Raw genomic sequence first — 20,793 nt, 5'->3', positions numbered from 1 at the left:
CGCGCCTCCCTTCAATCAACCGGCGTCAATCGGGTCACGGTTTCGGGCGCCAGTTCCGCCAGGTAGATGGCCCCACCCGGCCCGACCGACATGCCATGCGCGCCGTTGATCGCAGCCCGCCCGCGCCCGGCGATCGAGCCATCGAGCCGCAGCGCATGTATCCGCGGCACCTGATCGGAGACCAGCACCAGTCCGCGGTCATCCACCACCACGTCCATCGGCTTGTGCATCCCCTCCCAGACCGCAAGCACCCGGCCCCCCCGATCGAACACTTGGACGCGGTTGTTCTCGCGATCAGCGACCAGCACCCGGTCCTGCGGGTCGATGGTGATCGCGTGCGGCGTGATGAACGCACCCGGTCGGGTTCCGAGCGTGCCCCATGAACCGAGATGCGAGCCGTCGGCGGAAAAGCGATGGACACACGTGTTGCCGTAGCCGTCCGAAACGTAGATCTCGCCGTCGGGCGCAACGGCCACGTCCGTCGGGCTGTTGAGCGGCGCCTCGAAAGCCGGGGTGTTCCGGGTGCCCAGAGTGAAGATCACTCGGCCGTCGAGATCGGCGCACACGACTTCGTGCGCATCCCGGTCGACGATGAACAGCCGCTCCGTGCCGTCCGGCCGCCGGTCTATGTGGATCGCATGCCCGTCGGCGATCCGCCGATCCATCAGTCCGGTGACGAAACTCCCGTCCGGTCCGAAGACAAGCACGGGTCGGTCGGTGCGCTGCAGGACGAACAGCCGGCCATCGGAAGAGGCCGCAAGCTGGCTGACCATGCCCCAGGACATCCCCTCCGGCAGGCGCGCCCACCCACGCTCGATCCGGTAACGGCGGTCGCCGAGCGCGGTGAAGATCCCCTCATTGCCCAGGCTCTTGCTCATCGGTGTGAACCCTCAACGCCACAACCACGGTCGAGCCTGCCTACACCTTGGTATGCGCCGGCTGGCCCGCGACACCTTTGTAGAGCACGCTCTGGCGGAATTCGAGGATGCGCTTGTGCTCGGCGATCGCCTCGGCGTCCATGTCGGCCTTCGGCGCCTTCTCATGCATGAAGTGGCCATAGCGGTCCTCGCCGCGCACCAGCAGGGCGGCATCGCGATCGCCGTTGATCTGGCGGACGTGCGGGGCGACGTAACGGATCGCAACGCCGATCCTTCGGTCGTCGCTGCGGTTCGGCTCCGACGCGTGGGCCGCCAGCACGTGATGCAGAGACACTTCGCCCGGTTGCAGGGGCATGAGCACCGCTTCGTCTTCGTTGACGTCCACCGCGATCTCCTGCCCGCGGGTCAGCAGGTTCTCCTTCGCCAAGGTGTCGCGGTGGGCAATCTGGTTCCACTGGTGGCTGCCCGGGATCACCTTCATGCAGCCGCTGACCTCGGTCGCCGGCGACAGCGCGACCCAGGCGGTCACCACATCCGGCTTGTCCAGGCCCCAGTAGGTGGCGTCCTGGTGCCAGGAGACGAAACCGGGGTTGTGGGCGTCCTTCACGAACAGCGAGGTTCCCCAGCAGAACAGGTCGGAGCCCAGAAGATCCTCGACCGCGTCAAGAATGCTCTGGTTCAGGACCAGTTCGGTCACCCAGGTCTGCAGGAGGTACAGCTTGGCGCCCTTCGATAGTTCGTACCAGCCGCCGTTCGCCGCCTCGTAGGCCTCGAATCGGCGCCGATACGCGGCCGCCGTGGCCGCGTCCATCGCCCGGACCGGCGAGGCATAACCATCACGGTGGTATGCCGCGACCTGCTCATCCGACAGAACCTTACCCATCACGCGTCACTCCCTTCGGCCGGCTGAGCTCTTCTCATCCGTTTCGGCTACGGTACGGGCGCCGACCGGCGTCGACAAATGATAGGATTTCATAGTTCGACTGAGCAGTGTTCAGGTGACAATGCCCGATCTACCACCCCTGTCCGCTCTGCAGGCCTTCGAGGCGACCGCCCGCCGGCTCAGCGTGCGCGATGCGTCGGAAGAGTTGCGCGTCACCCCATCGGCGGTCAGCCATCGTCTGCGGAACCTGGAATCCGCCATCGGCGTCAAGCTGTTCCACCGTCTCAACCGTCAACTCATCCTCACCGACGCTGGATCAGTGTATCTGTCGCGGGTCGCGCCGGCGTTCGATGCACTGCGCGCGGCGACATCGGAAATCGCCGAACGTGGATCGGCCGACACGCTCACCCTGACGGCCCCGCCAAGCTTCGCGGAGATCTGGCTGCTTCCCCGGCTCGGCCGGTTCCTGTCGGCGCATCCCGATATCGATCTGCGGGTGGAGGCATCGTCACGCGCCGTCGACTTCGCGCGCGAACCGGTCGATGCCTCGATCCGCTACGGTCGCGGCGACTGGCCGGGCGTCGTCGCCCGCAAGCTGGTCGAGGAGCGGCTCGTAGCGGTATGTGCACCATCCCTGCAGACCGGCATCTATGGATTGACGGAGCCCGGCGACCTCGCCCGACATACTCTGATCCACTCCGACCAGCGGCTGACCAGTTGGACCGCGTGGCTGCGCAGCCATGATCATGGCACAGTCAAGGGCGCCCGGAACCTGAGGTTCTCGCAGTCCGCCCACTCCCTGCGCGCGGCGGCCGACGGCCTCGGGGTCGCTCTCGAAAGCCGGGTCATGGCGGCGGCTTACCTGTCGGCCGGAACACTGGTGGAGCCGTTTCCCGATCTCGCGCCGGCCGACGACGGTTCAGCGTACCATCTTGTGGTGCCGCCCAACCGGTCGACGCTGCCGAAGGTGCGTGCTCTCGATGCGTGGCTGACCGACGAAGCAAACGGTACACCGATCTGAAACCTTGCCGATGCCGCCGCTTTGATCCATCACACGGCCTGACCGGAACGCGATGGTACTCATGCCTCGATCAATGCCCTCCCTTGTCCAGACTGCGAGCGAGCTCGCCCCGCTACTCGCCAGGGTGGCCGACGGCGCGCTGCTGGTCGGCTTGGATTTCGACGGCACATTGTCGCCGATCGTCGACCGGCCGGAGGACGCCCGGCTCGAGACGGGCATGCAGCATCGCTTGAGCAAACTGTCAGCGCTGGTCCCGACGGCGGTCATCAGCGGACGTGACCTTGATGCCCTTCGCACACTGGCACCGGTCGCGGGCCTCACGCTCGTCGGCTCCCACGGTCTCGAGATCTCCCGTCCGGACGGCGTGGTCGAGCGCGCCGATGGCCTGGATCGCAGTGACGCCGACCTGTCGGAGTTGATCGAACGCCTCCACCGGACCACCGGCGGGTTGAAGGGGGTCCTGGTGGAGCCCAAGCGGCATTCGGTTGCCGTGCACTGGCGAACGGCGGCACCATCCGATCAGGATGCGGCTGAACAGGCCGTATTGGATGCAGCTCGGCAGGTTGTGTCGTTCAAGGTCGTCACCGGAAAAATGGTTGCCGAACTGCGCCCTGCGATCGAACGCGACAAGGGCGGAGCGGTTGTCTTGCTGCAGTCCAGGGTGGCGCTGAACGGGACGGCGCCGACGGTGCTCTATATCGGCGACGACGTCACGGACGAGGATGCATTCCAGGTACTCGATCCGACAAAGGACGTGGGAATCCTGGTGGCCTCGTCACCGCGGCCGAGCGCCGCGACCTGGCGACTTCCCGACATCGCCGCCGTCGCCGGCTTCCTCGACAGACTGATTCAGACGCGGCAGGCCGCGCCTACTCCATGATGCAGCAGGACACCAGGTCGTCGCCGCGATAGAGGGCAGCGGCGAAGCGATGATTGCCGTCCTGGATGTGGCCGTCGCGGATCGTGACCGAACAGCGATTGGGGCGGACGTTGCGGATCAGCCAGGCGATGCGTCCGGCATGCTCGGCCGCTGGCACCGGTGCGTTCGGATCGCGGCCCTCTTCCGGCGCGATCAGGTCGTCGTTGGCCAGATGCCGCTCGATCAGGCCGTCGTCGACGGTAACGCCGCCGGCCCAGCGCGGATAACTGCGCACACCGGTCAGTTCCATCACTTCACGGACAGGCAGGGTCGCGAGTCGGATCGCCATCGGAAGGCCCCTCTCCGGTGCATCGTGTCGTACATGCGGGCACCGGCAGGCCGAGTGATCCCAAGGTCTGGAAACGTCACGGAGGCCCCGCGCTGGGCGGTGGCCTCCGTGACGAAGGGGCGTATATACGGATTCTTTTTGCGTCGCAACACCGTCAAAACGACAACGGATGTCGTCGCCAGACGATTGTTTCCGATGGCCTCACCCTATCTACCGGACAGCATCAGAAACAGTGCCGTGCATGCGGCCAGGACCACGGACCGCCGCTATGCCACAGGGCCTTGAAAACCAGAACCTTGCCGTCGATCCGTCGGTTGACCCGGCTGTCCTGATCGTGATGCTGATTGCCTTCCTGATCGGTGCCGTCGGGCCGTTCGTGCTGTGCGTCGTGGGCTCTTTCCGCGAGGAGCGTGCCATGCGTCGCTATGCTGCATCCGCGAAGGCCGCTGAAGAGCTGCAGATCGCCAACCCGGTCGACGGAAACGTGCTGCCCGCCGCCCTGCCGCTTCAGGCTGCCGCAATGCCGGAAACCATGCAGCCGGCGAACGATGCCGCCGGCCCGGTTCAGGCAGTCGGACGCTGACACCGTCGGATAGCTCGGAGCTATAGCCGGCGCGGCAGATAGATCGCTATGCCGGCCGTCCCGATCATCAGCACACCGAGCGCGACGAACACCGATCCAAGCGGAAAGATGATCAGCAGGCCGGCGAAGATCGCCGCCGGCAGCAACTGCGACATCTCGATGTACGTTCGGAACACCGAGGTCATTTCGGAACGCTCGTACGGATGGACCGAGCGCAGGAACGGGATGTTGCCGAGCGCGTCCAGGGTCACAGACCCAAGGCAGGCCACGAAGAACAGGGCAGCCAGAACAGCCGGTCCTGGCTGAAGCAGGCCCGCGATCACCGACAAGGCGCCGCTGAACACCAGGGCGCCCATCACCATCCCGCGGATTCCGAAGCGACTGCCCAACCGACCGGCGATCGGCGCCAGAAACAGCATCCCCTGCCCCCCCGACAGCATCGCCGCGGCCAGCATCTCGTCGCCGCCGGCCTGCACGATGTACAGCGGCGGATAGACGAAGAACGTCGTCCAGAACGCGCTGCGGGCGAACGGGATCGCCCAGGCCAGACGCAGGCGCGGCTGGGCGATGAACCGGCGGATGTTGTGCCACGGCATCGGCGGCTTCCGTGTCGCCGGCGCGACCGCCGGATTGTCCTGCATCCGCAGCAGCCAGAAGTACCCCAAGGCAAGCAGCGCAAACACCGCGCTCGGAACGCAGACCGCCAGCAGGCCGTGGGTCTTGTACAGCCAGATCCCGAGCGCCGGGCCGATGAACCAAGCCACTCCCATCACAGCCAAACGCCGTGGCTCGGCCGTCACGAAGTCTTTCCGGCGGATGTAGTCGAGGATGTAGAGGTTCAGCGCGATGTTGACGCACACCACCGCGAGCGCCCGGAACTGCAGCGAGGCGATGAACGGGATCGTTGCCTCGGTGATCATCAGCAGAGATGCCGCCACCATGAACAGGCAGCCGGCCGAGAACACCCACTTCCTCCGAACCACTCGGATCACCAAGGGGACAGCGAAGCTGGCCAGCAGCGCCATCACCCCGATCGTGGTGTAGGTGATCGACACGTTGCGGGCCGAGCCCAACAGCTCGTAAGCCTCCAACGGAATGATTCCGGCAATCAGCGAGCGTGAGAACGCCTCGGTGGCCGACAGAATCGCAAAGACGTTCGCGCCGGGTCTGTCGACGACCCGCAGCCACATGGGAAAGCGGATTTCCATGCCGGCAGCTTACCGATGGAACCCCGCGAGACCAGTCTGTTTGCGACACCTCGGCAACGCTTGGGCAGATGCAACGCTTCACCGCGGCTGGGCTGTCCGGTCTGACCGTTCAACCGGCGCGACTCGGTTGCCGCCACACGCCCCGTTCGGTATTCCACCGGGCACCGCTGGGGTACGTACATCCACGTCAGAGCGATGCGCACTGAGCAGGCGCAGCTGGGCAAGTCCGGAGAACGCATGAGATACGAAGAGTTCAACGCCTTCTGCGCGTCGCTGCCGGCTACGACCCACGTGGTGCAATGGGGCGGCTCCGACGTCTGGAAGGTCGGAGGCAAGGTGTTCGCCATCGGCGGCTGGGACAAGGGCAAGGACCCTGCCTACACCTTCAAGGTATCCGAGATCGCCTACGAGTTCCTGAAGGAGCAGCCCGGCCTTCGCCCGGCGCCGTACCTGGCATCGCGCGGCATGAAGTGGATCCAGCACTACGGCGCGCCGGGCCTGAGCGACGACGAACTGCAGGATTATCTGGGCGAATCCCATCGCATCGTGGCCCGCGGGCTTACCAAGAAGCTTCGCCGAGAACTGAGCCTCTACATCGAATAAGCCGGCATCTCAGCGCCCGGCGTCTGCGGAGTCTCCCCGCCGAGCCGACAGGATCGCCTGGACCAGATCCTCGGGCACGCTCATCAGTGCCTGCTCGTCGCTGTACCGGATCGTGTCGCCGGCCAGCCGGCGTGCCTTGTCGTAGGCGCGCAGATACCGACGGCAGTGCGAGCACAGCCGGGTATGCAGGTTGATCCGATGCCGATCCACGGGCCGCAGCGTCCCGTCCAGGTAATCCACCAGCCCCGCCTCGAACTCTTCGCAGGTCATGGCGCCGTGCAGCCCCCAACTCATCCAGTGGCGGACCCGTTCCATCAGGCTGCGTTGCCGACTCATGCCGAGAAGTCTCCCGTCCACAGCGGTTCGATCAGGCGCTTCAGGGCCGCGCGGGCGCGGTGCAGACGAACCTTCATCGCGCCCTCGGCAATTCCCAGTGCGTCGGCGGCCTCTTTGGTGCTCCAACCTTCGAGGTCCCGAAGTACCAATGCCGTTCGGTACCCATCAGGCAACATGTCGATCTTGCCGCGGACGAAATCCCGTACCCGCCGGCGTTCCAACTCGCTTTCGGGATCGCCGTCCGGCACGTCGACCGTATCGCGCCGCCAACCATCGGCGTCGAAGCTGGGCAGCAGATCGTCGATCGGCGTCTCGGCGAGGCGTCGCTGCTTGCGCAATCTCATGAGAGCCGCGTTGATGGCGATGCGGTGCAGCCAGGCGCCAATCGATGAGCGTGGCTCGAAGCTGTCGATCGCCCGGAATGCCGACAGGAAGGCTTCCTGCACGCAGTCGTGGGCAGCCGCCTCGTCGCGCACCAGACGCCGGACCGCTGCCAGCAGGCGGCCGCTCTCACGACGGACCAGGATCTCGAACGCGCGCTCGTCACCGGCCTTGAGGCGAGCGACCAGCGCGGCCTCCTCGGCCTCGATATCATCCTGTTGTGACAAGTCGTTTGTCAGCGGTGCGCCCGCCCTATCCGCGTTCAGGTGCGCCCGAGCATCGCAGGGCGGAACGTTGGAGCCAAGAGCCCGGTTGTCATCGCCGGCCGGCGAGCGACTGACCGATCTGCCCTCGGCCGGACTCCGCTCGATCCGGCGGCAGATGCTAGGTAACCGTCCGATCTCCCCGATCTTGCACGGTGGTGATCAAGGTTGATGGGGCAGCGATGGTCGGCGCCCGTGACGGAGTGGAACTGCCCGGCTGCCCACACACCGAAGTAGCGGGGACAGCACCTTGCCAAGAGTTGGCAGTATGACTGGTGACATGAACCCGTCTATGCTCGCGGCATGAAGCTCTTGTTCATTCATGGGGCTCCCGCGGCTGGCAAGCTGACGACCGCAGAAGCGCTGCTCCGTCGAGTGAATGGTCGATTGTTCGACAATCATGCTGCTATCGACGTTGCCCGTACCGTGTTTGACTTCGGGGCTCCGGCTTTCTGGGAACTAGTTCAGACGATACGAACATCTGTCCTCGACGCCGCCGCAGAGAACGGCATTCCGCTCTTGGTAATGACGTTTGTATACGTGGACCCCGACGACCTACCGACATTCGAGTTGTTTGAGGCAGCAGTTCAGCGCCACGGCGGGCAATTGCTTCCGGTTTTCCTGGACTGTTCGACCGCGGAGATTGCTCGGCGCGTGAACAATCCCGATAGGCTCGCTAGAAGGAAGATGGCTTCTGAGCAGAGCGTTCGGGCCTTCATGGCCCGACATCGTGTCGCTGCGGTTCCGCGACCCGACTGTCTTGCACTCGATAGCGCGGCAAACCCTGCGGAAGCAAACGCCGACCGAATCATCCGTCACTTTGAACTCGCCACGGATTAGGGCGGTACTAGTCGGTTTTTTGGGAGAATGTGGAAGTGGAAGAAGGTGGATAGACTATCGATTCTCGGCATGTGGCCTGGACGGCAGGGTAGTGCCGGAGAACGTCCACTGTCTATTTTTCCAAGAACCGCGACAGGTACTCGTCGGCTCAGGCATAATTGTGCCATGAGAGCACCGGTCGACTCTGTTCGATCTCATCGAGGCCGAGTGGGATGCGACCTACTCGCTCCTTCAGCGCACGAGGGCGCTCCTTAATACAGCGCATCGACCAACCGCCTATAATGTCGGATGGAACGTTGGCCGAGTAGCCGGTCAGGAAATCCTTCATTCTTACCTGCACCTCATCCCGTGTTTTGAGGATGAACCTCTCGCGGGCAAGGGGATCCGGTACTGGTTGAAGCAACCCGAGAACAAGCGCTCAGGGTGAGCTGCGCTAGCCTGCTTCACGGCGAACGCCTTGGCCCGCTGATTTCTTCAGGCGCGTTGTCAGGGCAGCAGGTCGTCGATCTGCGCGATCTTGTGGTCGGCGATGCGGCCGAGCACCGTCCCGAGCGGGACGGACCGGTCGGCGCTTCGAGGAATCCCAGATGCCACACGGGTATTGGCGAGCGTCCGTTTCGCTCGCAGAATGCGCTGGGCGATTCGGCATCGACCTCGACCGTTGGAGGACGAGTGAATGAACGAAATGACCACCGTCGGCTTCACCGAGATGAAGCATGGCACCCGCGACGACTACGCCCTGCTCGGGCGCCACGAGGCCGAGTACGCCGCCGGCACGGCTGACCGCCTGCTCGCGCAACTCGCGAAGCTCGGGGACGGACTGTCCGGCTACAAAGTCAGCCGGCTGGAACACTCGCTGCAGACCGCGGCACGGGCCGAGGCCGATGGCGCCGACGTCGACTGGGTGGTTGCCGCCCTGCTGCACGACATTGGCGACGAGTTGGCGCCGCACAACCACGACAGCTTCGCCGCCGACATCATCCGCCCGTTCGTGCGCGACCAGGTCAGCTGGGTGGTGCAGCACCATGGCATCTTCCAGATGGTCTACTACGCCCACCACTACGACCGGGACCCTGAAGCGCGCCGCAAGTTCGCCGACCATCCCTGCTATCAGGACGCCGTCGACTTCTGCGAACGTTGGGACCAGTCGAGCTTCGACCCGGACTATCCGACCCCGCCGCTGGAGCATTTTGCCCCGAAAGTACGTGAGGTGTTCGTCCGTCGGGCCTGGGACGAAGCGGTACTGCGCAAGGGTATCCGGGAACCGTTGGTGCGCTAGAAGAACCGCCCCGAGCGCTGCCACGGAACGGGGCCAAGTCAGCTGTGAGCATCCTTGGAGAAATAATCATCGAGCTCATTCAAGCTTCTCTGTTCCAACGGTTCCCGGGTCTGTTCAGAGTCGTCTGGGGAGCAGCGGCGTTGGCGCTGACCGCGATCGGAATCGGTTGCCTGACAGCCAACAATACGACCGCAGGATACGTTATTCTCGCACTTGGATTGTTCAGCGGCGGTGTTGCGTTGCTGCGCCGCTGAAGCGCCAAAGCCGGCCTTTCACTGCTTCGATTGGTTGTCCCGACACGCTCACGCCAAACGAGCCTGTTCACGCTCGAGTCCGGCCAGCTTGTCCGGATTGCGGACGATGTAGATATCGGCCAGCCGGCCCTCTGCGTCATAACTGAAGGTCACGGACGCACCGACTTGACCGTCACCGGAGATCAACAGAACCCCGCGGCCGCCGTTGATATCGGCCGGCCGCCACTCGTACGGCCTCCAGTACCCGCGCAACGAGCCCATGATGAACTCCAGCACCTCACCCTTGCCGCGCAGAGTGTGCTGCAGGGTCGGAACCTTGCCGCCACCGTCGGAGCAGAGCGAAACATCGTCCGACAGCATGGCCGCGAACCCAGTGGTCTCACCGGTCACCAGGGCGCTTTGAAACGCCGACAGAAGGGCCTCCTGGCGCTGTCGCGGGGCGGTATATCGGTTGGTCGACCGGCCGACGCGAGCCCGTGCCCTGGACACCAGCTTTCGGCAGGTCGCTTCCTGCAGGCCAAGGGACGCCGCCACCTCCTCGTACGAACAGTCGAAGATGTCGTGCAGCAGGTACGCTGCCCGCTCCTTCGGGCTCAACCGCTCCAGCAGCAGCAGAAAGGCCGTCGACAGGCTGCAGGCAAGCTCAAGAGAGGTCTCCGGGGTGTCGTCGGTCACCGTTTGGACCGGCTCCGGCAGCCAGGTTCCCACATAGTCCACGCGCTTGCGCCGAGCCGACTTCAGGAGATCCAGGCAGTGCCGGGTGCACGCGGTGGTCAGCCACGCCGCCGGGTTCTCGATGGTACCGATGTCGGCGCCGCGCCATTTCAGGAACGTCTCCTGGACCGCATCCTCGGCATCGGCACGCGAGCCGAGAATGCGGTAGGCGAGCCCGAGCAGATGCCGTCTGCGATCCTCGAACACCGTCACACTGTCCGGACAGGGCATGTCAGTGCGCCGAGATCTGGATGCGGTTCCACAGATTGATCATCGCTACCGACGCTGTCAGCGCACCGATCTCTTCGTCGCTGAAGTGCTCGCGGAGTTGGGCCCGCAGGAGGCCATAGTCCGTCCGGCGGTCGATCACGGTCAGCGCCTCGGTCCACGCGAGCGCGGCCTTCTCACGGGCCGTAAAGTCGCTGACGTGATCCCAGACGATCACGCGATCAAGGCGGGCCTCCGTCTCGCCGTCCTCGCGGGCCTCGCGCAGGTGCATCTTGATGCAGAATGCGCAGCCGTTTATCTGCGATGCCCGCAGTTGCACGAGATGATGAATGATCCGATCAAGGCCGTGCGTATCCACGGCGGAGTGAACCTGGCCCAGGGCCTGGATGACGTCGGGGACGGTCTGGCGATAGTTCAGGGGGGGTGTGGTGGTCATCGGAACGCTCCTTGGATCAGCTTGGGTCGTTACCCATTCGACGATCCACGGACTCACGGTGTGACACCGAGAGGCAAAATCCCGCTCAGTTCACCATAAATCTCGCCAACCCGGCCTTCAGCGCATCCGGCATCGGCTTGGCTGCGACCTCCGGCCCGGCGGTGGTGTAGGCCAGAACTTGGATGACGGCGAACCGTTCGGCGCCGCCGACCGAGCCCGCCACCGCCACGGTGAAGGCGCTGTTGCCAACCTTCAGCACCTGGAGTTCAAGTTCCAGCGCATCTCCCTGTCGAAGCGGTCCCTTGAAGTCGACTTCCAACCGCACCGTCGGCACCGCCCGCTTCTCGCAGCCGTGCAGACGTGGCCACGGGTGGTCGAGAGCCTCCGCAAAGAAGTCCTCGATCAGGCGGTTCACCATCATCAGGATGCGCGGGTAGAAACCGATGCCCGCCGGATCGCAATCCTCGAACCGCACCGGCACGGACTTGGTGAAGGGGGCCATCGGCGTCAGGAAGGATCGGGGATCAGTGCCGTCGCCTCGATCTCCAGGCGCGCCGCCCGCTCCACCAGACCGCTGACGCCGACCACCGCCATCGCCGGAAAGTTCCGGCCCAGGGTCTCGCGGTAGGCGACGCCCAGCGCCGGCAGGCAACTCCGGTACTCATCCAGGTCGACCACGTACCAAGTCAGGCGAATCAGGTGTTGCGGTCCGGCGCCGCCGGCGGCCAGGATCGCCACGATGTTCTCGAAGATCTGCCTGGCCTGGGCGACGAAGCCGTCGGCGAACCGCTCCTCGGCATCCCACCCGACTAAACCACCGGTGACGACGATGGTGCCGCGCCCCATCATGCCGTTGGCGTAACCCTTGGGGCGTGGCCAGCCCTCAGGGTTGAGGGTGGTCGGCCGATCGCCTTCCGGCGCAGGCGTGCGAAGGTCCATTCCGTCAGTCTCCAAAGTCAGGCGGCGCCGCGCGCCTTGTGCCCGGCCGCTGCATGCTCGGCCATGGCGCGCAACTCATAGCGCTTCAGTTTGCCGGTGTCGGTGCGCGGCAAGGCGCTCAGATACTCGATTGAACGCGGGTACTTATAGGGCGCGATCTCGGCCTTCACGTGATCCTGCAGGGCCTTGGTCAAAGCCGGATCGGCGGTTTGCCCAGGCTTCAGCACCACATAGGCCTTCACGATCGACCCTCGGTCAGGGTCCGGCTGTGCGACAACCCCGCACTCCGCCACTGCCGGGTGCGACAGCAGTGCGGCCTCAACCTCCGGGCCGCCGATATTGTAGCCCGACGACACGATCATGTCGTCGTTACGCGCCTGGTACCAGAAGTAGCCGTCCTCATCCATGCGGTAGGTATCGCCGGTCAGGTTCCAACCGTCCTCGACATACTTGCGCTGCCGATTGTCGGCCAGATAGCGGCATCCGGTCGGGCCGCGCACCGCCAAGCGGCCGATCTGGCCGGGCGGCAGTTCGGCACCATCGGGTCCGACCACCTTGGCCTGATAGCCAGGCACGACCTTGCCGGTGGCCCCCGGGCGGATCTCGTCGAGGGTGGCGGAGATGAAGATGTGCAGCATTTCGGTGGCGCCGATGCCGTCCTGCATCTTGATGCCGGTCGCGGCGAACCAGTCGTCCCACGTCGGCTTCGGCAGGGTCTCGCCGGCCGACACGCACTTGCGCAGCGAGGACAGGTCGCGCCCGTGCAGCTTGCCGAGGATCGCGCGATAGGCCGTCGGCGAGGTGAAGCACACCGTCGGCCGGTAGGTCTCGATCGCGTCGATCAACTGGTCCGGCCCTGCCTTTTCCAGCAGCACGGCAGAGGCGCCGACCCGCATCGGAAACAGCACCAATCCGCCGAGCCCGAAGGTGAAGGCGAGCGGTGGCGATCCGATGAACCGGTCATCCGGCTCCGGGCGCAGCACATGCTTGGAGTACGCGTCGCAAATCGCCAGCATGTCCCGATGGAAATGCATCGTGCCTTTCGGCTCGCCGGTGGTGCCCGAGGTGAAGCCGATCAGGCAGACGTCGTCACGCGCGGTGTCGACCGCCTCGAATGTGTCGGGCTTGCCGGCCATCCGAGCTTCCAACCCGTCCGGTGCGTCGGTGGAGAAGTATATGATCCGTTGCAGGACACAATGTCGGCGCGCGCCCGTCTTTTCCATCTCGTCGCCAAGGCGGGCGTCGCACAGCGCCAGACGGATCTGGCCTTTCTCGACGATCGTCGCGAGTTCCACCGCCCGCAGCAGCGGCATGGTGCAGACGACGATGCCGCCGGCCTTGATCACCGCGAACAGGGCCGCTGTCATGGTCGGATTGTTGGCCGAGCGGATCAGCACCCGGTTGCCCGGAACCAAGCCCAGATCCTCGACCAGGACCCGTGCCATCCGGTTCACGGTCTTCTGGAAGTCGGCATAGCTGACATCGCCATCGGGTGTGGCGAACAGGATGCGGTCGCCGCGGCCTTCCGCCACGTGGCGGTCCAGGAACTCCACCGCGCAGTTCAGGCGCTCCGGATAGCGGACATCCTCCAGATCGAACAGGAAATCCGGCCACTGCTCCTTCGGCGGCAGGTTGTCGCGCGCGAAGGTATCGACATGCGCGGTGTAGTCTCCCATCGCTCCGTCTCCCATCACACAGCCTGTCCTCACCTTCACCGGCCGGAACAGGCTTTCACGCCGTTCCCCCGGCCCGCGCGTCCAGGACCTGGCGCGCGATGACGATCTTCTGAACCTCGCTGGCACCCTCGTAGATCCGCAACGCACGGACCTCGCGGTACAGTTCCTCGACCTTCACGCCGGTGGTCACACCAAGCCCGCCGTGCAGCTGAACCGCCCGGTCAACCACGCGTTGGGCAGCCTCGGTTGCATAGAGCTTGGCCATCGACGCCTCGCGGGTAACGCGCGCGGCACCCGAATCCTTGGCCCACGCGGCTCGGTAGACCAGGAGGGCAGCGGCATCGACCTCGGTTGCCATTTCGGCAAGCGCGGCTTGGCTCATCTGCAAATCGGCAAGTGGCGCACCGAACATCCGACGCCTAGCGCCGTGGTCCAATGCCTCGTCCAAGCCGCGGCGGGCAAAGCCGAGTGCCGCCGCACCAACGGTGGCGCGGAACACGTCCAGGGTCGCCATCGCCACCTTGAAGCCGTCGCCCGGCTGGCCGAGGCGGTTCGACACTGGAACCCGGCAGCCCTTGAACTGCAGCCGTGCCAGCGGATGGGGTGCGATCACCTCGATCCGCTCGGCGATCTCCAATCCTGGCGTGTCGGCATCGACCACGAACGCCGACAGGCCCTTGGCCGCCGGCGCCTCGTCGGTGCGCACGAACACCACGTAGTGACCTGCGATCCCGCCATTGGAAATCCAGGTCTTCTCGCCGTCGATCCGGACATGGTCGTTGCCGTCCGGCGTAGCCGTGGTCGTCATGGCGGCGACGTCGGACCCGGCGTTCGGCTCGGACAAGGCGAACGCAGCGATCGACCGGCCTTCGCGCACCGGCGGCAGCCAGCGGTCCTTCTGGGCATCGGTCCCGAACAGCGAGATCGAGCCGGTCCCGAGGCCCTGCATGGCGAACGCGAAATCGGCGAGCCCTGCGTGGTAGCCCAGGATCTCGCGGGCGAGGCACAGCGAGCGCACGTCGAGCTTCGGATACCAGCCGCCGTGCGACGCCGGCACCACCAAATCCAGCCACCCGGCGTCGGCCAGGGCGGCCACCAGACGTCGGCAGGACCCGTCGACGTCATGGTGATCGATCAATCCGGCCACGTTCTCCTTGGCCCACGCATCGATGCCGCTCGCCAGTTCGGCGTGGTGCGGCTCGAAGAACGGCCAGGAGAGGAAGCTGCGATCGGCCATCGCCTCAGTTCCCCTCGAACTCGGGCTTGCGCTTGCCAGCGAAGGCGTGGAAAGCGCGCTGGAAGTCGCGGGTCTGCATCAGCATTCCCTGGGCCAGCGCCTCGGCGTCGATCGCCTCGTCGACACCCATCGCCCATTCCATGTGCAGCATCTTCTTGGTGATGCCGTTGGCGAAGCTCGGCCCATCGGCGATCCGTCCGGCCAGCGTCCGGGCTTCGCCCTGCAGCGCGTCCGGTTCGACCAGCCGGTTGAAGAACCCCCAGCGCTCGCCCTCCTCGCCGCCCAGCGACCGGCCGGTGTACAGCAGTTCGCTGGCCCGGCCCTGACCGATGATTCGCGGCAGGATCGCGCACGCCCCCATGTCGCAGCCGGCCAGCCCAACCCGGTTGAACAGGAAGGCCACCTTGGCAGCCGCCGTGCCGAGACGCATATCCGACGCCATCGCCAGAATCGCACCGGCCCCGGCGCACACGCCGTCGATCGCGGCGATCACCGGCTGCGGACAACTGCGCATCGCCTTCACCAGATCGCCGGTCATCTGGGTAAATTCAATGAGGCCGACCGTATCGCGGTCAAGCAGCGGACCGATGATCTCGAACACATCGCCGCCGGAGCAGAAGTTCCCGCCAGCCCCGGTGATCACCACCACCTTGACCTCGGGTTCGTGCTGCAACGCCCGGAAAAAGTCGCGCAGCTCGGCATAGGACTCAAAGGTCAGGGGGTTCTTGCGCTCCGGCCGGTTCAGCGTGACGGTCGCGACCTTGCCGTCGACCTCCAGGCTGAAGTGCTTCGGTGTGAATTCGCGCACCGGAAGGATCGTGGCGTTGGCATGGGTCATGACGGCACCGGATTGCGTGAGCTGCGCTGGACCGACCGCTTGGCCGCTCCGAGCAGTCTCATCAGGGAATCGATCTCGACCGGGCCAAGATCGGCGAACAGATCGGCCACCCAGTCTTCATGCTCAGCCGCCATCACCGCGAACGCCGCGTGGCCTGCCTCGGTCAGACTGACGTAGTGGGCTCGTCGGTCGGCGTCGGACTGACGGCGCTGCAGCAAACCCTCGGTCACCAGCCGGTCGACCAGCCCGGTGACGTTGCCGTTCGACACCATCATGCGGCGCGACAACTCCCCCAGGGTCATGCCATCCGGCGTGCGCTCCAGCTGCGCCATCAGGTCGAAGCGCGGCAGGGTGATGACGAACCGGTCGCGCATCCGGCGGCGAATCTCGCCCTCGATCATCGTGGTGCAGGTCAGCATGCGCAGCCACAGACGCAACTCGGCCTTGTGGTCGGCGTGGCCGCCACGGGCGCGGGATTCGGAGTCGAGGGAGTGGGTTTCAACCGGCTCGGCGCTCATCGCATCCTCACATGATCTCGCCGCCGGCGACCGCGATCGCCTGGCCGGTCATGGCACCGGAATCTGGGTCGGCTAGCCACAGCACCGCTCGCGCCACCTCGATCGGGTCGATCAGCCGTCGTTGCGGATTGCCCGACACCATCTCGGCGATCAGCGCTTCAGGATCCTTGCCGGTACGCTCGGCAAGCCGGGTCGCACTGCCGCGCACCAGGTCGGTGTCGGTGTAGCCAGGGCAGACCGCGTTCACCGTCACGCCGGTTCGCGCCGTCTCCAGCGCCAGCGATCGGGTCAGCCCGATCACCGCATGCTTGGCCGCGCTGTAGGCCGAGACATAGGCATAGCCCTTGAGGCCGGCGGTACTGGCCACCGTGACGATCCGGCCCCAGTTGCGGTCAAGCATGCCGGGCAGCACATGGCGGGTCGCGCGGACGACGCTGGTGAGGTTGAGGGCGAGCATCCGGTCCCACAGCGCGTCGTCGGCGTTCTGGAACTTTGCTGTCTCGGCCGCGCCGGCGTTGTTCACCAGGATGTCGATCGGACCCTGTCCGCTCTCGGCCGCTTTGATTGCCTCGGACAGCGCCGCCGTATCGGTGACGTCGCCGACCACGGCCCGGCCGCCGATCCGCCCGGCCACCGCCTCCAACGCTGGTCGATCCCGGCCCAGCACCGTCACCCGGGCTCCGGACTGCACCAGTGCATCGGCGATCGCGGCGCCGATCCCGCGGCTGCCACCGGTCACCAGAGCGTGACGCCCGTCCAAGCCCATCGGCACGATCTCCCGATCAATTGTTTCAAGCTTAAAACATCAATCGGAAACCGACAAGCCGACCGCCCGGTTGTCGGGAATATATTTTAAGCCTAAAGTTTCTGGATTGTGCCGCCCAGTGCTGGCGGCGCGCTGGGAGGCGAGCCATGCGAATCTCGGTCGTCGGCGGCGGACCCGCCGGTCTGTATTTCGCCATCCTGATGAAGGCGGCGCGTCCCGCCGACCGCATCACCGTGTACGAGCGCAACCGCCCGGACGACACGTTCGGGTTCGGCGTGGTGTTTTCCGACGAGACCCTGCAGACCTTCGAGCGGTACGACCCGGAAACCTACCGGCTGATCACCGAGCGGTTCGCGTACTGGGACGACATCGAGATCCACTTCAAGGACACGGTGCATCGGATCGGCGGCAACGGTTTCTGCGGCTGTGCGCGGCCGACCCTGCTGCAGTTGCTGCACCAGCGTTGCCGAACGCTCGGCGTGGAGCTGGTGTTCCAGCATGAAGTGACCGATCTCGACTCGCTGATTGCCGACAGCGACCTGGTGGTGGCCTGCGACGGCATCAACAGCGCCATCCGCAAGCGCTACGAGAACCATTTCCAGCCGGAAGTTGACCTGCGGCCGAACTTCTTCGCATGGATGGGCTCCGATCGGCCGTTGGATGCGTTCTCGTTCTTCTTTCGCGAGACCGAGCACGGCATCTTCATCGCCCACACCTACCAGTACGAGCCCGGGCGCAGCACCTGGGTGATGGAAACAGACCCCGCCACCTTCCGGCGGGCCGGGCTCGATCGCATGGACGAAGCTCAGTCGGCGCTGTTCCTGGAGGGCGTGTTCGCCAAGGAGCTGGCCGGCCACAAGCTGATCACCAACCGCTCGATCTGGCGCAACTTCCCGACCATCCGCAACGCCCGCTGGGTCAAGGACAACGTCGTCCTGCTGGGCGACGCCAAGGGCACGGCGCACTTCTCCATCGGCTCCGGCACCAAGCTCGCCATGGAAGACGCCATCGCGCTGTTCGAGGCATTCCAGAACGAGCCTGAGGTTGGCTCAGCGCTGACGCGGTTCGAGACCAGCCGGCGCGAGGACGTCGAGAAAACCCAGCATGCCGCCGACGTATCGCTGGTCTGGTTCGAGCATCTCGACCGATTCTGGCACATGGACCCGGTGCAGTTTGCTTTCGGCCTGATGACCCGCTCGAAGTCGATCACCTATGACAACCTGCGCCTGCGCGCGCCGGAGTTCGTCGGCGCGGTCGACCGCATGGTGGCAAGCCAGGTGCGCGACCGCCTCGGCTTCGACGTCGACATCAAGCGCCCGGTGCCGCCGATGTTCCAACCTATGCAGCTGCGCGGCATGACGCTGGCCAACCGGCTGGTGCTGTCGCCGATGTGCCAGTACTCCGCCGTCGACGGCTGCCCGACCGATTGGCACATGGTGCATCTCGGCGCCCGCGCGCTGGGCGGGGCGGGGCTGATCTACACTGAGATGACCGACGTTTCCGAGGAGGCCCGCATCACCCATGGCTGCGCCGGGATCTACACCGACGCCCATGAGACCGCATGGAAGCGGATCGTCGACTTCGTTCACGGCAATTCCGCCGGCAAGATCTGCGTGCAGCTCGGCCACGCCGGCCGCAAGGGCTCGACCAAGCTGATGTGGGACGGCATCGACGAGCCGTTGGACGACGGCAACTGGCCGATCGTCAGCGCTTCGCCAATTCCCTACTTCCCGCACAGCCAGGTGCCGCGGGAGATGACCCGCGCCGACATGGACCAAGTGGTTGCCGACTTCGTCCAGGCAACCGAACGGGCCGAGCGTTGCGGCTTCGACATGCTGGAGGTCCATGTCGCCCACGGCTACCTGCTGGCCTCGTTCGTCTCGCCGCTGACCAACCGACGCACCGATGAGTACGGTGGATCGCTGGAGAACCGGCTGCGCTTTCCGTTGGAGGTATTCGACCGGGTGCGCGCGGCGTGGCCGGACGACAAGCCGATGTCGGTCCGGATCTCCGCCACCGACTGGAAGGACGGCGGCATCACCGGCGACGACGCCGTGGCGATCGCCCGCGCCTTCGCCGAGCACGGCTGCGACCTGATCGACGTGTCGACCGGCCAGACCGTCCACGATGCCGAGCCGGTGTTCGGGCGGATGTTCCAAACACCGTTCTCCGAGCAGATCCGCAACGAAGCCGGACTGGCCACCATGTGCGTCGGGAATATCGTTTCAGCCGACCAGGTCAACACCATCGTTGCAGCCGGCCGCGCCGATCTGGTCGCGTTGGCCCGACCGCATCTGGTCGACCCGGGGTTCCTGGTGCGGGCTGCCGCGTTCTATGGTGTGCGTGACGTGCATTGCCCGCCGCAGTATCTCGCCGGGATGGAGCAGCTTTACCGGACCGCCGCTCGTGAGCGCGAGGATCTGTTGGAGCTTCGGCGAAAAGCCCGGCCGAAATCCCATCACCAACCGCTGGCGGACGCGGCACAATAGAGCGATCGGAACCAGGAGAAGCGCGATGAAGGCCATCGTGGTCGGCGGCGGGATCGGGGGGCTGGCGACCGCGCTCAGCCTGCACGAGAAAGGCATCGAGGTTGCGGTTTACGAGCAGTCGCGCACCATCCGCGAGCTTGGTGTCGGCATCAATACCCTGCCCCACGCCATCAAGGAACTGGCGGCACTCGGCCTCCTCGACGCCCTCGACCGGGTCGGCATCCGCACCCATGAGCTGATCTACACCAACCGCTTCGGCCAGGAGGTCTGGCGCGACCTGCGCGGGCTCGACGCCGGCTACGAGTTTCCACAGTTCTCGATCCATCGCGGCAAGCTGCAGGCCATTCTGCATGAGGCGGTGCTGGAGCGGATCGGCGGTGCCAACGTCCACCCCGGGCACCAGCTCGTCGGATTCGACGACAACGGCAGCGGCGTAACAGCCCGCTTCGACCGGCGCGACGCCGGGGACACCGTGACCGCCACCGGCGATGTGCTGATCGGCGCCGACGGCATCCACTCCACCGTCCGCTCGACGTTCTACCCTGACCAGGGACCGCCCAGTTGGAACGGGCTGATGCTGTGGCGCGGCGCGGTCGAGGGCGAGCCCTTCCTGACCGGGCGGTCGATGATCATCGCAGGCGGCATGAACGCCAAGTTCGTATGCTACCCGATCTACAACAACCCGGACACGCCGGGCCGCATGCTGATCAACTGGGCGGTGGTGGCCAGGACCGGCGACGGCTCGACCCCGCCACCTCGTCGCGAGGATTGGAGTCGGCTGGGCCAGCGCGAGGAGCTGATGCGCTACGTCGACGGGGTGTTCACCCTCGATGTCATCGACCCGGTGGCGATCATCAATGCAACGGTCGATTTCTACGAGTATCCGATGTGCGACCGGGATCCGGTGGAGAGCTGGAGCTTCGGCCGGGTAACCCTGCTCGGCGACGCCGCCCACCCGATGTACCCGGTCGGCTCGAACGGCGCATCCCAGGCAATCCTCGACGCGAGGTGCTTGGCTGGCCTGCTCGCCGACTGCAAAGGCGATGTGACGAGCGCCCTGAAGGCCTATGAGGTCGAGCGCCTGCCCATGACCGCCGACATCGTGCGCACCAACCGCAAGGGCGGCCCGGAGCAGGTCATCGACCTCGTCGAGGAACGCGCTCCGAACGGTTTCGAGAAGCTGTCCGACGTCGCCACCCACGAGGAACTGGAGGC

23 protein-coding genes are annotated in these 20,793 nt (G+C 65.5%); 8 read left to right on the top strand and 15 right to left on the bottom strand.

The window, feature by feature from the left end:
* Positions 1-11: 11 nt before the first annotated feature.
* Together RIC54_RS00120 and RIC54_RS00115 are read right to left on the bottom strand one after the other, a co-directional pair.
* Complete coding sequence (locus RIC54_RS00120) at positions 12-878, bottom strand: NHL repeat-containing protein (protein WP_350098019.1); 867 nt, start codon at positions 876-878, stop codon at positions 12-14.
* Positions 879-918: 40 nt separating this feature from the next.
* Complete coding sequence (locus RIC54_RS00115) at positions 919-1,761, bottom strand: phytanoyl-CoA dioxygenase family protein (protein ID WP_350098021.1); 843 nt, start codon at positions 1,759-1,761, stop codon at positions 919-921.
* A gap of 121 nt (positions 1,762-1,882) precedes the next feature.
* Between RIC54_RS00115 and gcvA the strand changes: the two genes are divergently transcribed.
* Both gcvA and otsB read left to right on the top strand, forming a co-directional pair.
* Complete coding sequence (gene gcvA / locus RIC54_RS00110; protein WP_350098023.1) at positions 1,883-2,782, top strand: transcriptional regulator GcvA; 900 nt, start codon at positions 1,883-1,885, stop codon at positions 2,780-2,782.
* 61 nt (positions 2,783-2,843) lie between these two features.
* On the top strand, positions 2,844-3,662 hold the full coding sequence (gene otsB, locus RIC54_RS00105) for a trehalose-phosphatase (RefSeq protein WP_350098025.1): 819 nt from the start codon (positions 2,844-2,846) through the stop codon (positions 3,660-3,662).
* On the opposite strand, the gene RIC54_RS00100 is transcribed toward otsB, so the two are convergent.
* Positions 3,652-3,990 (bottom strand): hypothetical protein, encoded by a 339-nt coding sequence (locus RIC54_RS00100; RefSeq protein WP_350098027.1) that lies wholly within the window; start codon positions 3,988-3,990, stop codon positions 3,652-3,654. The two genes, otsB and RIC54_RS00100, sit on opposite strands and share 11 nt — an antisense overlap.
* A 268-nt stretch (positions 3,991-4,258) precedes the next feature.
* Here RIC54_RS00100 and RIC54_RS00095 point away from each other — a divergent pair, with 268 nt between their 5' ends.
* Entirely contained in the window at positions 4,259-4,573 is a 315-nt protein-coding gene (locus tag RIC54_RS00095; protein ID WP_350098029.1) for a hypothetical protein, read from the top strand.
* 20 nt (positions 4,574-4,593) lie between these two features.
* On the opposite strand, the gene RIC54_RS00090 is transcribed toward RIC54_RS00095, so the two are convergent.
* A complete protein-coding gene (locus RIC54_RS00090; protein ID WP_350150389.1) occupies positions 4,594-5,781 on the bottom strand; it encodes an MFS transporter in 1,188 nt (395 codons plus the stop codon).
* 237 nt (positions 5,782-6,018) lie between these two features.
* On the opposite strand from RIC54_RS00090, the gene RIC54_RS00085 reads away from it, so the two are divergent.
* Positions 6,019-6,384, top strand: coding sequence for an MmcQ/YjbR family DNA-binding protein (locus tag RIC54_RS00085; protein ID WP_350098033.1), 366 nt, complete (start codon positions 6,019-6,021; stop codon positions 6,382-6,384).
* Between the two features lie 9 nt (positions 6,385-6,393).
* On the opposite strand, the gene RIC54_RS00080 is transcribed toward RIC54_RS00085, so the two are convergent.
* Together RIC54_RS00080 and RIC54_RS00075 are read right to left on the bottom strand one after the other, a co-directional pair.
* Positions 6,394-6,720, bottom strand: coding sequence for an anti-sigma factor family protein (locus tag RIC54_RS00080; RefSeq protein WP_350098035.1), 327 nt, complete (start codon positions 6,718-6,720; stop codon positions 6,394-6,396).
* Positions 6,717-7,328 carry a sigma-70 family RNA polymerase sigma factor gene (locus tag RIC54_RS00075; protein ID WP_350098037.1) on the bottom strand — a complete coding sequence of 204 codons (612 nt, stop codon included), beginning with the start codon at positions 7,326-7,328 and terminating at the stop codon, positions 6,717-6,719. The genes RIC54_RS00080 and RIC54_RS00075 overlap by 4 nt, the downstream gene beginning before the upstream one ends.
* Before the next feature lie 339 nt (positions 7,329-7,667).
* On the opposite strand from RIC54_RS00075, the gene RIC54_RS00070 reads away from it, so the two are divergent.
* Positions 7,668-8,204, top strand: coding sequence for a P-loop nucleotide/nucleoside kinase family protein (locus tag RIC54_RS00070; RefSeq protein ID WP_350098040.1), 537 nt, complete (start codon positions 7,668-7,670; stop codon positions 8,202-8,204).
* Between the two features lie 676 nt (positions 8,205-8,880).
* On the top strand, positions 8,881-9,483 hold the full coding sequence (locus RIC54_RS00060; RefSeq protein WP_350098042.1) for an HD domain-containing protein: 603 nt from the start codon (positions 8,881-8,883) through the stop codon (positions 9,481-9,483).
* Positions 9,484-9,785: 302 nt separating this feature from the next.
* Here RIC54_RS00060 and sigJ read toward each other — a convergent pair whose 3' ends face one another.
* The 9 genes from sigJ to RIC54_RS00015 form a co-directional block, all read right to left on the bottom strand.
* Complete coding sequence (sigJ, locus tag RIC54_RS00055) at positions 9,786-10,682, bottom strand: RNA polymerase sigma factor SigJ (protein ID WP_350098044.1); 897 nt, start codon at positions 10,680-10,682, stop codon at positions 9,786-9,788.
* Between the two features lies 1 nt (position 10,683).
* Complete coding sequence (locus RIC54_RS00050) at positions 10,684-11,115, bottom strand: carboxymuconolactone decarboxylase family protein (protein ID WP_350098046.1); 432 nt, start codon at positions 11,113-11,115, stop codon at positions 10,684-10,686.
* Between the two features lie 85 nt (positions 11,116-11,200).
* Positions 11,201-11,617, bottom strand: a complete 417-nt coding sequence (locus tag RIC54_RS00045; RefSeq protein WP_350098048.1) for an acyl-CoA thioesterase — start codon at positions 11,615-11,617, stop codon at positions 11,201-11,203.
* 5 nt (positions 11,618-11,622) lie between these two features.
* A complete protein-coding gene (locus tag RIC54_RS00040; protein ID WP_350098051.1) occupies positions 11,623-12,054 on the bottom strand; it encodes a RidA family protein in 432 nt (143 codons plus the stop codon).
* Between the two features lie 17 nt (positions 12,055-12,071).
* Positions 12,072-13,730 carry an AMP-binding protein gene (locus RIC54_RS00035; RefSeq protein ID WP_350098053.1) on the bottom strand — a complete coding sequence of 553 codons (1,659 nt, stop codon included), beginning with the start codon at positions 13,728-13,730 and terminating at the stop codon, positions 12,072-12,074.
* A gap of 55 nt (positions 13,731-13,785) precedes the next feature.
* Complete coding sequence (locus RIC54_RS00030; protein WP_350098055.1) at positions 13,786-14,967, bottom strand: acyl-CoA dehydrogenase family protein; 1,182 nt, start codon at positions 14,965-14,967, stop codon at positions 13,786-13,788.
* A gap of 4 nt (positions 14,968-14,971) precedes the next feature.
* Positions 14,972-15,805: an enoyl-CoA hydratase family protein gene (locus RIC54_RS00025; protein WP_350098057.1), complete on the bottom strand. Its 834-nt coding sequence runs from the start codon at positions 15,803-15,805 to the stop codon at positions 14,972-14,974.
* The gene (locus RIC54_RS00020) at positions 15,802-16,323 is read right to left on the bottom strand and encodes a MarR family winged helix-turn-helix transcriptional regulator (RefSeq protein ID WP_350098059.1); all 522 of its coding nucleotides are present in this window, start codon (positions 16,321-16,323) and stop codon (positions 15,802-15,804) included. Before RIC54_RS00020 ends, RIC54_RS00025 begins: the two co-directional genes overlap by 4 nt.
* 7 nt (positions 16,324-16,330) lie before the next feature.
* Positions 16,331-17,089 carry an SDR family NAD(P)-dependent oxidoreductase gene (locus RIC54_RS00015; RefSeq protein ID WP_350098061.1) on the bottom strand — a complete coding sequence of 253 codons (759 nt, stop codon included), beginning with the start codon at positions 17,087-17,089 and terminating at the stop codon, positions 16,331-16,333.
* A 146-nt stretch (positions 17,090-17,235) separates the two neighbouring features.
* Here RIC54_RS00015 and RIC54_RS00010 point away from each other — a divergent pair, with 146 nt between their 5' ends.
* Both RIC54_RS00010 and RIC54_RS00005 read left to right on the top strand, forming a co-directional pair.
* Complete coding sequence (locus RIC54_RS00010) at positions 17,236-19,578, top strand: bifunctional salicylyl-CoA 5-hydroxylase/oxidoreductase (protein WP_350098063.1); 2,343 nt, start codon at positions 17,236-17,238, stop codon at positions 19,576-19,578.
* A 25-nt stretch (positions 19,579-19,603) separates the two neighbouring features.
* Positions 19,604-20,793: flavin-dependent oxidoreductase (locus RIC54_RS00005; protein WP_350098065.1), on the top strand; the 1,190-nt coding region annotated here is incomplete at its 3' end.

Origin of the sequence: Thalassobaculum sp. (genome assembly GCF_040219215.1) — a bacterium.
Taxonomy (GTDB): Bacteria; Pseudomonadota; Alphaproteobacteria; order Thalassobaculales; family Thalassobaculaceae; genus Thalassobaculum_A.
The sequence above is the reverse complement of the archived record's forward strand: the minus strand, read 5'-3'. Positions and strand labels throughout refer to the sequence as shown.